We start from the raw sequence: 13743 nt of genomic DNA, 5'->3' as shown, positions 1-13743 counted from the left end.
ACTGTTTAGGAGCTGAAAACATGCCTTCGTATTTAGAAAAGCGGTCCATACGCTATCCGATTTTTGGATTGATGGGCATAACAGTGGTGCTTCTCGGTATATTGGCGTACTACAATTGGCTTTTTGCACTAATTGGGCTGTTTCTTGTCATCCTTCCTTTCTACTATCTTTTTCAGCTGATTCAGAAGCATCGGAAGGAGACGGAAGAATACATCTCGACACTTTCCTACAGGGTGAAAAAAGTCGGCGAAGAAGCTCTGATGGAAATGCCGATCGGGATCATGCTCATTAATGATGATTATTACATTGAATGGACCAATCCCTTTTTAGCATCCTGCTTCGATGAAGATACGCTAGTCGGAAGATCGCTTTATGATGTCGCGGATTCGCTTGTTCCGCTGATCAAACAAGAAGTGGAAACCGAAATCATTACCCTTCATGACCGCAAATTCCGGGTGATCCATAAACCGGAAGAGCGCTTATTATACTTTTTTGATGTCACGGAACAGACCGAAATTGAAAAAATGTATCAGGAAGAACGGACGGTTATCGCCATTATTTTCCTTGATAATTATGATGAACTGACTCAGGGGATGGATGACCAGACAAAAAGCAGCCTCAATAGCCTGGTGACCCAAATATTGAATAAGTGGGCACAGGACAATGGGGTCTTCTTGAAGAGAGTCTCGTCTGAGCGGTTTATCGCTGTATTTAATGAACATATTCTGCAGCTTCTGGAAAAAGGAAAGTTCACGATTCTCGATGATGTCCGGGAGACCACTTCCAAGCAAAACGTTCCATTAACATTAAGCGTGGGCGTCGGAACAGGGGTTTCTTCCCTTCCTGAACTCGGTTCGCTGGCCCAGTCCAGCTTAGACCTGGCATTAGGCCGCGGCGGAGACCAGGTAGCCATCAAACAGACGAACGGGAAGGTTAAATTCTTCGGGGGAAAAACCAATCCTGTTGAAAAAAGAACCCGGGTCCGTGCACGCGTGATTTCCCATGCGCTGAAGGAATTGATTTCCGAAAGCGATAAAGTGATTATCATGGGCCACAAAAGCCCGGATATGGATGCGATTGGAGCGGCCATCGGTATTCAGAAAGTGGCTCGCCTGAATCAGCGTGAAGGCTATGTGGTTGTAAATTTCAATGAACTCGATACTGGTGTCAGAAGAATGATGAAGGAAATTGAAAAGAATGAAGAGCTCTTTTCTAAATTCATTACCCCGGAACAGGCGATGGAGATTGCAACAGACGATACCCTGCTCGTGGTCGTTGATACCCACAAGCCATCCATGGTGATTGAAGAAAAGCTGCTTCATAAAATTGAACATGTTGTCGTCATCGACCATCACCGCCGCGCGGAGGAGTTTATCCATAATCCTCTGCTGGTTTATATGGAGCCATATGCCTCTTCCACAGCAGAACTGGTAACAGAGCTTCTGGAGTATCAGCCGAAAAACGGCAGAATCGAAATGCTGGAAGCAACGGCCCTGCTTGCCGGGATTATTGTCGATACGAAGAGTTTTTCGCTGCGGACAGGATCCAGGACGTTTGATGCGGCTTCCTATCTGCGCGGACAGGGTGCAGATACCGTGCTAGTTCAAAAGTTCTTAAAAGAGGATGTAGATACCTACATCAAGCGGGCTAAACTGATTGAAACCGTTCAATTTTACAGAGAAGGAATTGCGATTGCAAAGGGACAGCCGGATCAGATATTTGATCAGGTTCTGATTGCCCAGACAGCAGATACCCTGCTGACGATGGATGGTGTGGTTGCTTCATTTGTCATTTCCAACCGCTCTGAAAACATGATAGGGGTCAGCGCGCGTTCCCTCGGGGATATCAATGTCCAGGTGATCATGGAAAACCTTGAAGGCGGCGGGCACTTAACTAACGCTGCCACACAGCTTCACGATGCAACACTTGATGAAGTTGAGGCCCGATTAAAAGAGGCTATAGATGAATACTTTGAAGGGAGAAAAAAAGAATGAAAGTAATCTTTTTAAAAGACGTTAAAGGCAAGGGCAAAAAAGGCGAAGTAAAAAATGTAGCAGATGGCTATGCACATAACTTTTTAATTAAGCAAGGGCTTGCTGTTGAAGCAAACCAGGCCAATGTCAGCAGCCTGAATGCTCAAAAGAAAAAAGAGGCTAAGCTTGCAGAAGAAGAATTGGCTGAAGCAAAAAAACTAAAAGAAACACTTGAAAAGCTGACGGTTGAATTTACAGCAAAATCAGGTGAAGGCGGCCGCCTTTTCGGCTCCATCACAAGCAAGCAAATTGCAGAAGAACTTCAAAAGAAGCACAGCATCAAAATCGATAAGCGCAAAATCGAAATGGAAGACGCGATCCGCACGCTCGGATACACAAAGGTTCCAGTCAAGCTTCATACTGAAGTAACGGCAACATTAAACGTACATGTAAAAGAAGCTTAAAGTGAAACTGCAATTAGTTAGAATGCGATAAACTAATATTGGAAGTGGCTTTTGCCGATAAACATGTTAAAATAAAAGGGTTGATTAAAAATGTGATCAGTTTCGGCTGGTCACATTTTTTAAAGGGAAATTTAGAGATTTTTATATAGATATAGTATTGCTTTATAGATAACTGTCCAGCTCCACAGGGGACGCTTCGACAGCATTATCATCAAACGACTAAGAGCGTTAGCTTTTAGGAGGGGCGCCTGCCCTCGTGTTCACAAGCCAAGGCAATGAACGCCTTTCCGTGAGGCGCATCTTGTGCTTGGCGGGGGTGACTAAGGCGCTTGTGCATTTCTTATTAGGAGGTTTGAACAGATGAGTGATTTATTTGCGGATCGGCTCCCGCCTCAAAATATTGAAGCGGAACAGGCAGTGCTTGGGGCAATCTTTCTTGAACCCTCCTCTCTTACACAAGCATCAGAGATCTTGATACCCGAAGACTTCTACCGTGCGGCACACCAGAAAATTTTCAATGTAATGCTGAAGCTGAGCGATCAAGGAAAAGCCGTCGACTTAGTGACCGTGACAGAAGAGCTCAGTGCAGCGAAACTGCTAGAGGATACCGGAGGCGTCAGCTATTTAAGTGAATTGGCCGGCTCTGTTCCAACAGCAGCGAATATCGAGTACTATGCAAAGATCGTTGAAGAAAAGTCACTGCTTCGAAGGCTGATCCGGACGGCGACAGGCATTGCCCAGGACGGCTATACACGTGAGGATGAAGTAGAAGTTCTGCTGGGTGAAGCAGAGAAAAATATCATGGAGGTAGCACAGCGCAAAAACGCCGGTGCCTTTCATAATATTAAGGATGTTCTCGTCCGGACCTACGATAATATCGAGGAAATGCATAACCGTAAAGGGGATATTACAGGGATTGCGACTGGATTTACCGAACTGGATCGGATGACAGCCGGCTTCCAGCGAAATGACCTCATCATTGTCGGTGCCCGCCCTTCCGTGGGTAAAACTGCCTTCGCCCTGAATATCGCGCAAAATGTGGCAACGAAAACCGGTGAAAACGTCGCGATCTTCAGTCTTGAGATGGGTGCCGAACAGCTTGTTATGCGTATTCTCTGTGCAGAAGGCAATATTGATGCGCAAAGGCTTCGTACCGGCTCCCTGACGGATGAGGACTGGGGAAAGCTGACCATGGCAATGGGAAGCCTATCAAATGCAGGAATTTTTATTGATGATACCCCAGGTGTCAGAATCACAGATATTCGATCTAAGTGCCGCCGTTTAAAGCAGGAGCATGGGCTTGGCATGATTTTGATCGACTACCTGCAATTAATCCTGGGAAGCGGTCGTTCGGGAGAAAACCGTCAGCAGGAAGTATCTGAAATCTCACGTTCCCTTAAGCAATTGGCCCGTGAACTTCAGGTCCCTGTTATCGCACTGTCCCAGCTTTCCCGTGGAGTGGAACAGCGCCAGGATAAGCGCCCGATGATGTCAGATATCCGTGAATCGGGAAGTATTGAGCAGGATGCCGATATCGTGGCATTCCTATACCGAGATGACTATTATGACAAAGAATCCGAAGATAAAAACATCATCGAAATCATTATCGCCAAGCAGCGTAACGGCCCGGTTGGAACCGTTCAGCTGGCTTTCGTAAAAGAGTATAATAAATTCGTAAACTTAGAGAAACGCTTTGATGATTCCTTTGCGCCGCCTGGTGCATAAAGAGGGCCTGCATTTGCATGTCCTCTTTTTTATTGTCTTGCTCCAGGAATTTCTGATTTTCATATTTTCATGGTTTTACGAACATATTTTTATATTTTTATTAAAAATGTTCGTGTTTTATTGACTATCACACATCACCTTGATAAACTAAAGTGGTTGAAAAAAGTTACTTAATTAAAAATGTATTTATAGAATTTTAAAACCATGGGATTCCCGGAGGTGCTTTTTAATGTCATCAGTAGTAGTAGTTGGAACACAGTGGGGAGATGAAGGGAAAGGAAAAATTACAGACTTCCTTTCTGAAAATGCAGAAGTTATCGCACGCTACCAAGGCGGAAACAATGCAGGACACACAATTAAATTTAATGGTGAAACATACAAGCTTCATTTAATTCCATCTGGAATATTCTATAGCGATAAAATTTGCACGATCGGAAACGGAATGGTTGTCGATCCAAAAGCGCTTGTAAAGGAATTGGCGTATCTTCATGACAAGGGAGTTACAACAGACAACCTGCGCATCTCAAACCGCGCACATGTCATCCTTCCATATCACCTGAAGCTTGATGAAGTGGAAGAAGAGCGCAAAGGCGCTAACAAGATTGGTACAACGAAAAAGGGTATCGGCCCTGCTTACATGGATAAAGCAGCCCGCAACGGAATCCGCATTGCGGACCTTCTTGACCGTGAAGTGTTTGAAGAAAAGCTTGCGCGCAACCTTGAAGAAAAGAACCGCCTGCTTGAGCGCTTCTATGAAACAGAAGGATTCACAATCGAAGAAATCCTAGAGGAATACTATGAGTACGGCCAGCAGATTAAGCATTATGTCTGCGACACTTCTGTTGTGCTTAATGACGCATTGGATGAAGGCCGCCGCGTGCTTTTCGAAGGTGCACAAGGAGTTATGCTTGATATCGACCAGGGGACTTACCCATTCGTTACATCCTCTAACCCTGTGGCTGGCGGCGTAACAATCGGTTCTGGTGTCGGCCCTACAAAAATCAAGCATGTTGTTGGTGTATCTAAGGCCTATACGACTCGTGTAGGAGATGGCCCATTCCCAACTGAGCTTGATAATGAAATCGGCAGCCAGATCCGTGAAGTAGGCCGTGAATACGGTACAACAACTGGCCGTGCCCGCCGTGTCGGCTGGTTCGACAGCGTGGTTGTCCGTCATGCCCGCCGTGTCAGCGGTATTACAGACCTTTCTCTTAACTCCATCGATGTATTGACTGGAATTGAGACATTAAAAATCTGTGTAGCATACCGTTATAATGGAGAAGTAATCGAAGAATTCCCTGCAAGCTTGAAAGTACTGGCTGACTGTGAGCCTGTATACGAAGAGCTTCCAGGCTGGACAGAGGACATCACAGGCTGCAAATCACTTGATGAGCTTCCTGCGAATGCCCGCCACTATCTGGAGCGCGTTTCACAGCTGACAGGAATTCCATTATCGATCTTCTCAGTCGGTCCGGACCGCACACAAACAAACGTAGTCCTCAGCCCATGGAGACAGAACTAATACTTGATTGGAAAGCCCTAATGCGAATTAGGGCTTTTTGTTTTTTCTGGATGCTGCTTTTATTTTGGGTTCATTCGGACAGGGGGAGGGGAAATCCGAGCGAGTGAGTCCGAAGTTGGTGCTGATTCGGACAGGAGAAGGAGAAATCCGAGCGAGTGAGTCCGAAGTTGACGCTGATTCGGACAGGAGAAGGAGAAATCCGAGATGGCGAGTCCGAAGTTGGCACGGATTCGGACAGGAAGAGGAGAAATCTGAGGGAATGAGTCCGAAGTTGGCACGGATTCGGACAGGAAGAGGAGAAATCTGAGGGGAAGAGTCCGAAGTTGGCACGGATTCGGACAGGAGAAAGGGAAAACCGAGCGAATGAGTCCGAAGTTGGCGCTGATTCGGACAGGAAGAGGAGAAAATTGAGGGAATGAGTCCCAACTTGGAGCACATTCGGACAGAGGAAGAGGAAATCAGAGCTGGAGTCCAAACCCGCCCCAGCTGGTTTAAATTGGGGAAAAGAATTGAAAATTTGAGGAGTAAACGATAAAAAATGGGGAAAAGAATCCATATCAAGGAAAAGAACTCTTAATTTAGGGAAAGGACCTCTCCAACGGGCTGCTGTAGCGTGGGTTTAATCCTATCCTGCCGCAGTCTTCTCCTAAAAAGAAAGTTTTATAAAAAAAGTTATTGCGCTTTTATAAAACTCTATGATATTATAAAAAGCGTCGTCAAGGTGACAACGTGGAAACACACTAGTACGAGCCATTAGCTCAGTCGGTAGAGCAGATTGCAGCATCAGTGAATTTCTTCACCCGAATAGCAATCTGTGACAAAGCACGCAGGGCTTTGGAACATCTGACTTTTCAGTATCAGGCTTTAGGCAACAATTATAGTACGAGCCATTAGCTCAGTCGGTAGAGCATCTGACTTTTAATCAGAGGGTCGAAGGTTCGAGTCCTTCATGGCTCACCATTTATATTTTATTTGGCCCCTTGGTCAAGCGGTTAAGACACCGCCCTTTCACGGCGGTAACACGGGTTCGAATCCCGTAGGGGTCATGGCGAATAACCGTCAGCAAACGGCTGGCAAGCCCAGCTTACTTGCTGACGGTTATTATTTGGTCCGGTAGTTCAGTTGGTTAGAATGCCTGCCTGTCACGCAGGAGGTCGCGGGTTCGAGTCCCGTCCGGACCGCCATTTACATAATCTGCTTCATCTAAAATCGATTGGAAAATCGGGAAGAAGCCAAATTTTGCTTAGGCAAAATAACTTAATAAGGCTCAGTAGCTCAGTCGGTAGAGCAAAGGACTGAAAATCCTTGTGTCGGCGGTTCGATTCCGTCCTGAGCCATCCCAAAAAGGAGTATGTAACCAAGCATGCTCCTTTTTGTTACATTCATGTAATACAAGCATGTTGGAGCTGCATGGCCGGTGTAATTTAGCACTCCCCAAACTCATCTTCTTTCGCACCCCTAACAAACCCCTATAAATAGGGATTATTTCCTATCTTCTTTTCGACAAAAAACTCTCTAAGCTTTGCCATTAATAGTCATAAAATGTCAGCTATTATACATTTTTGTTACATTCCCGAGTCTAGTAATCTATTTGCTTTGCTGTATGGTAAAGTAAATATTGTGAAAAATAAGGTTGACAAATTCGTAGTTACATAGCACTAAATGAAAGTGTCTTTTGTTACCGTAGTCTAGGGGGATGTAACCATGTTCAAATGGGTGAAGAAAGTAACCTCAGCATCAGAATCTACAGCGAAAAGCTTTAATAAAACCATAAATAGGACGATCGCAGCTGGTTTTGCAGCGGCGGCTTTAACTTTTGCAGGCGGTGTTTCCGCTTCTGCTAATGATGATAAGCTTGTGACGGTTTATTATGTCTATATGGGTGACGAATATATCGGAACGGTGTCGGATAAGAAAGTTATCGAAGATATGGCCGATAAAAAGATCAGTGAGGCAGAAGGTTCCCATAAGGGATTAAAGCTGGGGCTGGCAACTGAACTATCTTTCATTCCTGAACAGGTTTTTGAGTCAAGTTCAGAAGTGAATGAATTAGAAGCGGTTAATGGCTTAAAAGATAAGATGGAAGTACATGCCGAAGCAGCAGCATTAGTCATTGGCGGTAAGGAAGTGGCTTACGTTGAGAATGACGAGCAGGCCAAAGCGGCCCTTCAGAAAATCAAAACTTCCTATGTATCAGAGAAAGATTTAAAGGCTCTTGAGGAAAGAAAGGAATCTGCTAAAACTCCTTTACCTCAGCTGAAGGAAAATGAAACACGTCTTTTAGATGTCCGTTTTACGGAAGATGTATCCATCTCTGAAACAACTGTGAAACCGGATCAGATCATCAGTGCAGATGAAGCTGTGAAGCTTCTTCAAAAGGGAACCCTTGAGGAAAAGAAATATGAGGTTAAAGAAGGTGACGCACTAACCAATATTGCCAGTGCCCATAATCTTGATATGAACCAGCTGGTTGAGCTTAACAGCGGACTAAAGGAAGATTCCCTTATTAAAGCAGGGCAGGAATTAAATGTGACTGTCTACAAACCATATGTAAAAGTTATAGCAGATAAGGAAGTTTTCAAGAAAGAAAAAATCGATTATGAACAAGAAGTCATCGAAGACAGCAGCATGCCAAAAGGCGAAACGAAAGTAAAGCAAGAAGGCAAGGAAGGCGTACGCGCTGCAACCTATCTGATTTCTGAAGAAAACGGCCAAACGGTCAAAAAAGAAGTAAAAGAAGAAAAAGTTCTTGAAGACCCTGTGAAACAAATTGTCATCAAGGGAACCAAGGTCATTCCATCCCGCGGTGAAGGCAGCCTTGCTTATCCTGCAGTCGGGGGCTATATCTCAAGTAAAATGGGATACCGCTGGGGGAAAATGCATAAGGGAATTGACATTGCAAGACCTAGCGACCCGACGATAAAAGCTGCTGATAATGGAACGGTTGTTTCTGCGGGCAACGATGGCGGCGGCTATGGCAACAAAATCGTCATCGACCATAATAATGGCTTCCGCACGGTTTATGCCCATCTCGACTCAATCAGTGTCAGTGTTGGCCAAACTGTCTCAAAAGGCTCAAAGATCGGTATAATGGGGTCCACTGGGGATTCAACCGGTGTCCACCTGCATTTTGAAGTATACAAAAACGGAAAAATGCAAAATCCGCTTAAATATATAAATAAATAATTCCTGCTAAAAAGTCTCTAGCTTTCATGCTAGAGGCTTTTGTAGTTAAGAATAAGATAAAAATACAACACCAAAGATTTACAGGCCTTTACTAATAGATGAATTCCCACTGCTAAAATGGTAAAGTAAAGTAGATAACATATGTATGAAACTGACTTCTACTGCTCCATAAATAAATAAATAAATGAGCAAGAAAAAGGAGATAGGTATGGATAAAAAAATTCTGGTTGTAGACGATGAGAAACCAATTGCAGATATACTGCAGTTCAATTTGAAAAAAGAAGGCTATGAAGTGGTGTGTGCCTATGACGGCAATGACGCACTCGATAAAGTAGAAGAAATAAAGCCGGACCTGATTCTGCTTGATATCATGCTTCCGCAGCGGGACGGCATTGAGGTTTGCCGCGAAGTGCGCAAGAAATACGATATGCCGATCATAATGCTGACAGCAAAGGATTCTGAAATTGATAAAGTTTTAGGCCTTGAGCTCGGTGCAGATGACTACGTTACAAAGCCGTTCAGCACGAGAGAATTGATTGCGCGTGTGAAGGCTAATATGAGGCGCCATCAGCAAATAGCTTCCAAGACGGAAGAAGAGGACGAATCCAATGAAATTGAAGTTGGCTCCCTGATTATTCATCCGGATGCCTACGTGGTTTCCAAGCGCGGTGAGACGATTGAATTAACACACCGTGAATTTGAGCTTCTTCACTATTTGGCCAAGCATATTGGACAAGTCATGACGAGGGAGCATCTACTCCAGACCGTATGGGGCTATGATTATTATGGTGATGTCCGCACAGTGGACGTAACCGTAAGGAGACTGCGGGAGAAAATCGAGGATAATCCAAGCCACCCGACATGGATCGTGACAAGAAGAGGGGTCGGTTATTACTTGCGGAATCCTGAACAGGAGTAAAAGGGTACATGGAAAAGGTTGGTTTTTTTCGGTCCATTCATTTGAAGTTTGTGATCATATATGTTCTTCTCATCCTGGTAGCCATGCAGATTATCGGGGTCTACTTTGTCAGGCAGCTGGAATCGACCTTACAGGAAAATTTCAAAGATGCCATTCAGGAGAGGGTCAATCTTCTTAGCTATTATGTGGAGGAACAAATGACCAAGGTAAGGCTTCCTGATGAGGAAACCCCATCCCAGGAGGAAGATATCAGAAGGCTATTAAGTGATTACAACTCGGCGGATATATCCGAAGTCCGTGTGGTTGATGAATCACTGAAAATACTTGGCACCTCCGATCCTGATAATCAGGGTGTTGTCGGGGGGAGGTCTACTGACAATCTGATCAAGATGGCCATAGCCACCAGGGAGCCGGTAACGGAGGATCTGGTTGAGCAGGGACAACGGATATGGGTTCTCGTCACACCTATTAAAAATAACGGAGAAGTCAATGGAGCCATCTATCTGGTTGCAAAAATCGAGAACATCTATGAACAGATGAGGGAGATTAATAATATTTTCACTACCGGTATAGCCATTGCGTTAGCTATCACAGCGATCCTGGGCATACTTCTTGCCCAGACGGTGACACGCCCGATTTCAGATATGCGGAAACAGGCGCTTGCCATGGCAAAAGGGAACTTCTCCCGAAAGGTTAAGGTTTATGGGTATGACGAAATTGGCCAGCTGGCCATTACCTTTAACAGTTTAACAAAGAAACTTCAGGAAGCTCATGCTACAACAGAAGGCGAACGGCGAAAATTATCCTCCGTTCTTTCCTATATGACGGATGGAGTTATTGCAACCGACCGCAAAGGGCGTGTTATTTTGATTAACGAGCCTGCAGCAAAAATGCTGAATGTTTCACGTGAAACGGTCCTGTCTTCCCCAATTGTTTCCCTGCTTGGTCTTGAAGAGGATTATAACTTTGAAGAGCTATTAAACGAGCGGGATTCGGTCATCCTGGATTACAGCAGCAAGTCGAAAACACTGATTCTCCGCGCTAACTTTTCGGTTATCCAAAAAGAAACTGGCTTTGTTAACGGCTTAATTACCGTTTTGCATGATATCACCGAGCAGGAGAAAATTGACATGGAACGCCGCGAATTTGTGGCGAATGTATCTCATGAACTCAGGACGCCGCTGACCACGATGAGAAGCTATCTGGAGGCTCTTGCGGAAGGCGCCTGGAGAGATGAGGAGATTGCCCCAAACTTCCTGGATGTCACCCAAAATGAAACAGAGCGGATGATCCGCCTGGTCAATGATCTGCTGCAGCTGTCTAAAATGGACAGCAAGGATTACCGCTTGACCAAGGACTGGACTGATTTCATTTTCTTCTATAATAGAATTATAGACCGTTTTGAAATGACGAAGCAGCAGAATGTTACGTTTGAAAGAAAGCTTCCGGACCATTCGGCTTTTGTGGAAATAGATGAAGACAAGCTCACCCAGGTGCTGGACAATATCATTTCAAACGCGCTTAAATACTCTCCGGAAGGCGGAAAGGTTACGTTCAGCATTGAGGAAAAAGATGAATTTATTGTTGTCAGCGTTTCAGACCAGGGTGTGGGGATACCGAAAGAAAATATTGATCAGATCTTTGAGCGTTTTTACCGGGTGGATAAAGCCAGGACAAGAAAGCTTGGCGGAACAGGCCTCGGATTGGCCATTGCGAAAGAAATGGTGGAAGCGCATGGCGGGAAAATTTGGGCAGCGAGTACAGAAGGGAAAGGGACAACGATTTCATTTAGCCTTCCATATGTTCGCTCGGAAGAGGATGATTGGGAATGAGTTATGAAAATATAAAAACCATCATACTGACCATTCTAGTAGTGACAAGCGCTCTCCTGACCTGGAATCTTTGGACCTACCAGCCGAACTTTGAACGGATTGAAAAAGAATCAAATACCGTTCAGGAAGTAACAATAGCGGAAAAAAAAGAAGTGAATCAGATTGTGAGACCGGACACTCTCTTATTCCATCTCGGGGAAAAAAAGACTTTTGGAACTGTCAGCCCCGGCGAAATTGATAAAGTCATGAAAGAAATCAGCGGTTGGAATTTTGCTGACTTTGAAAATATTACAGAGGAAGCGGGCATTCTCCATGATGAAGGAAAAGCTGTTCTTGCGTTTCCGGATTCTGTTCCGATTGAATTATACAAATCAGTAATTAAAATTGCTGACAAGAATCTGCCTGATTTTCAGTTTGACCATATTGTCATTGATACTAGGCAATTGGAGAAAAAGGATGGAATAGTCGATTTTGTTTCTTTGGATAACCGGCAGGTGTATAGGAGCCGTGTGCCTGTTTCCTTTATTCAGAATTTCAAAAGCCAATTCTTCAATTTATCCGAGTACAACCCTGAATATAAAGCCTATTTTGCTTATAAGCCATCTGATGAAAGAACGATCTATCTGCCTTCACAGGATACAAAAATGGCGAGATATCAGTATTTGGAGAAAAAATTGGACTCTGAACAATATAAAAATGCTTTATTCAGCGACCCAAGTGTAGTGCAGAAAAGCTTTCAGCAATCAGAGGATGAGTATAATGATACCTTAAGCTTATTGAGGGTAAACTCAGACAAAAATACCCTTCAATATATAAAACCGGCTGCCGGGGATAACCCGACTTTTGCTTCAGGCGACCTGCTGAAAAGGAGCATTGATTATATTAACGGACATTCGGGATGGACAGACAATTACCAATTTGCGGAGATTGATGAGCTGAATCATAGAGTGGTATTCAGGATGTATGATTCTTCAGGTTATCCAATTTTCAGTGATGATCCGAAAATATCCGAAATCCGCCAGACTTGGGGGCAAAATGAGATTTATGAATATTATCGGAGCAATTTTCAGCTTGGTCTAAGTGCTGAACCCCCCTCAGAAGTATCTCTAAGTTCCGGAACCCGCGTTTTGGAATACTTGTTAGGTCTGGAAGGGTTTGAGCCGGAATTACTGGAGAATGTAAAGCTGGGATATAAAATGATGCTGGTCAAGGAAGCTCAGACCACCTTCATCCGTCTGGAGCCTTCCTGGTATTACCGGTATGAAGGAACTTGGAAAAGCATTTCGCTTGATGAGACAGGGGGCATGAATAATGGATTGGAGTAAGATCAAAACAATCTTTATTTTAACCTTCCTGGTCCTGGATATTTATTTGATGTATGAGTTTTTCAAATTGAAGGAGGCCAGTGAATTTGAACCGATTGCACAGGCCACCCTGGAAAAACAGCTTAAGGATGCTGATATCACCTTTGATGAGCCCCTGCCGAAAAGCAACCCGAAAGACCGGTATTTGAGGGCTAAGCCGGTTGAATTTGATATTGAAGATCTTGAAGGAGATACAAGGCTGGAGGGCCAGGAAATTACGATTACAGAGGGGACTACTCTGAATTCAGTCCTGGACGAATCGATCAAGATCAGTGATAAATTCAGTCCTTCCGAATTATCTGCCTTTATCAAAAACAGGGTGTTATTCGGTGACCAATACCGCTTCTGGGAAAAACCAGAAAACAGTAATAGAATCACGTATTATCAGGAATTTGAAGGCAAGATGTTTTATATGAATTTAAATGGCGAGCTTACATTTTATTTGAATGATGAAAATGAAATTGTCTCTTATAAGCAGACGCTCCTGACAAAGATTGAGTCGAAGGAAGAAAGTGAAAAAGTTATTCAGCCGATAAAGGCCGTTGAAACACTTTACAAGAACGGCTCACTGCAGCCGAAGTCAAAAGTTACAAATGTAGAGCTTGGTTATTTTACCTTTGTGCATTTGAGCTCTTCGCAATTGTTAACGCCTGCCTGGCGATTTGTCATTAATGACGAGGAGAATTTATTTGTTGATGCCTTTGAGGGGAAAATCATTAAGCTGAACAACGAAGAGAAAAAAATAGTGGAGTGAGGAG

At 44.1% G+C, this 13743-nt stretch carries 10 protein-coding genes and 4 tRNA genes; all 14 read left to right on the top strand.

The features are described from left to right. Positions 1-20: 20 nt before the first annotated feature. The 14 genes from A361_RS27060 (at position 21) to A361_RS26995 (ending at position 13739) form a co-directional block, all read left to right on the top strand. Complete coding sequence (locus A361_RS27060) at positions 21-1994, top strand: DHH family phosphoesterase (protein WP_009332459.1); 1974 nt, start codon at positions 21-23, stop codon at positions 1992-1994. After that, entirely contained in the window at positions 1991-2437 is a 447-nt protein-coding gene (rplI, locus tag A361_RS27055; protein ID WP_009332458.1) for a 50S ribosomal protein L9, read from the top strand. The genes A361_RS27060 and rplI overlap by 4 nt, the downstream gene beginning before the upstream one ends. A 360-nt stretch (positions 2438-2797) precedes the next feature. Beyond that, positions 2798-4162 (top strand): replicative DNA helicase, encoded by a 1365-nt coding sequence (gene dnaB, locus A361_RS27050; RefSeq protein WP_009332457.1) that lies wholly within the window; start codon positions 2798-2800, stop codon positions 4160-4162. 229 nt (positions 4163-4391) lie between these two features. After that, complete coding sequence (locus A361_RS27045; protein ID WP_009332456.1) at positions 4392-5684, top strand: adenylosuccinate synthase; 1293 nt, start codon at positions 4392-4394, stop codon at positions 5682-5684. A 103-nt stretch (positions 5685-5787) separates the two neighbouring features. After that, positions 5788-5991 carry a hypothetical protein gene (locus A361_RS27040; protein WP_157380185.1) on the top strand — a complete coding sequence of 68 codons (204 nt, stop codon included), beginning with the start codon at positions 5788-5790 and terminating at the stop codon, positions 5989-5991. 577 nt (positions 5992-6568) lie between these two features. Then, positions 6569-6644, top strand: a tRNA-Lys gene (locus A361_RS27035). Between the two features lie 14 nt (positions 6645-6658). Beyond that, positions 6659-6730: transfer RNA gene (locus A361_RS27030), tRNA-Glu, on the top strand. Positions 6731-6791: 61 nt separating this feature from the next. Continuing rightward, positions 6792-6868 (top strand) — tRNA-Asp (locus A361_RS27025). An 80-nt stretch (positions 6869-6948) separates the two neighbouring features. Further along, positions 6949-7021: transfer RNA gene (locus A361_RS27020), tRNA-Phe, on the top strand. A 367-nt stretch (positions 7022-7388) separates the two neighbouring features. Then, positions 7389-8870: a M23 family metallopeptidase gene (locus A361_RS27015; protein WP_019382838.1), complete on the top strand. Its 1482-nt coding sequence runs from the start codon at positions 7389-7391 to the stop codon at positions 8868-8870. Between the two features lie 208 nt (positions 8871-9078). Beyond that, positions 9079-9789, top strand: a complete 711-nt coding sequence (yycF, locus tag A361_RS27010; RefSeq protein ID WP_009332454.1) for a response regulator YycF — start codon at positions 9079-9081, stop codon at positions 9787-9789. Positions 9790-9797: 8 nt separating this feature from the next. Continuing rightward, entirely contained in the window at positions 9798-11621 is a 1824-nt protein-coding gene (gene walK, locus A361_RS27005) for a cell wall metabolism sensor histidine kinase WalK (RefSeq protein ID WP_009332453.1), read from the top strand. Further along, positions 11618-12946 carry a YycH family regulatory protein gene (locus A361_RS27000; protein WP_009332452.1) on the top strand — a complete coding sequence of 443 codons (1329 nt, stop codon included), beginning with the start codon at positions 11618-11620 and terminating at the stop codon, positions 12944-12946. Before walK ends, A361_RS27000 begins: the two co-directional genes overlap by 4 nt. Beyond that, positions 12933-13739, top strand: coding sequence for a two-component system regulatory protein YycI (locus tag A361_RS26995; protein WP_009332450.1), 807 nt, complete (start codon positions 12933-12935; stop codon positions 13737-13739). The genes A361_RS27000 and A361_RS26995 overlap by 14 nt, the downstream gene beginning before the upstream one ends. The last annotated feature ends 4 nt before the right edge of the window (positions 13740-13743 follow it).

The sequence above is a fragment of the Cytobacillus oceanisediminis 2691 genome, assembly GCF_000294775.2.
GTDB lineage: Bacteria > Bacillota > Bacilli > Bacillales > Cytobacillaceae > Cytobacillus > Cytobacillus pseudoceanisediminis.
Note: the sequence above shows the minus strand (reverse complement) of the source record. Positions and strands in the feature narration are given on the sequence as shown.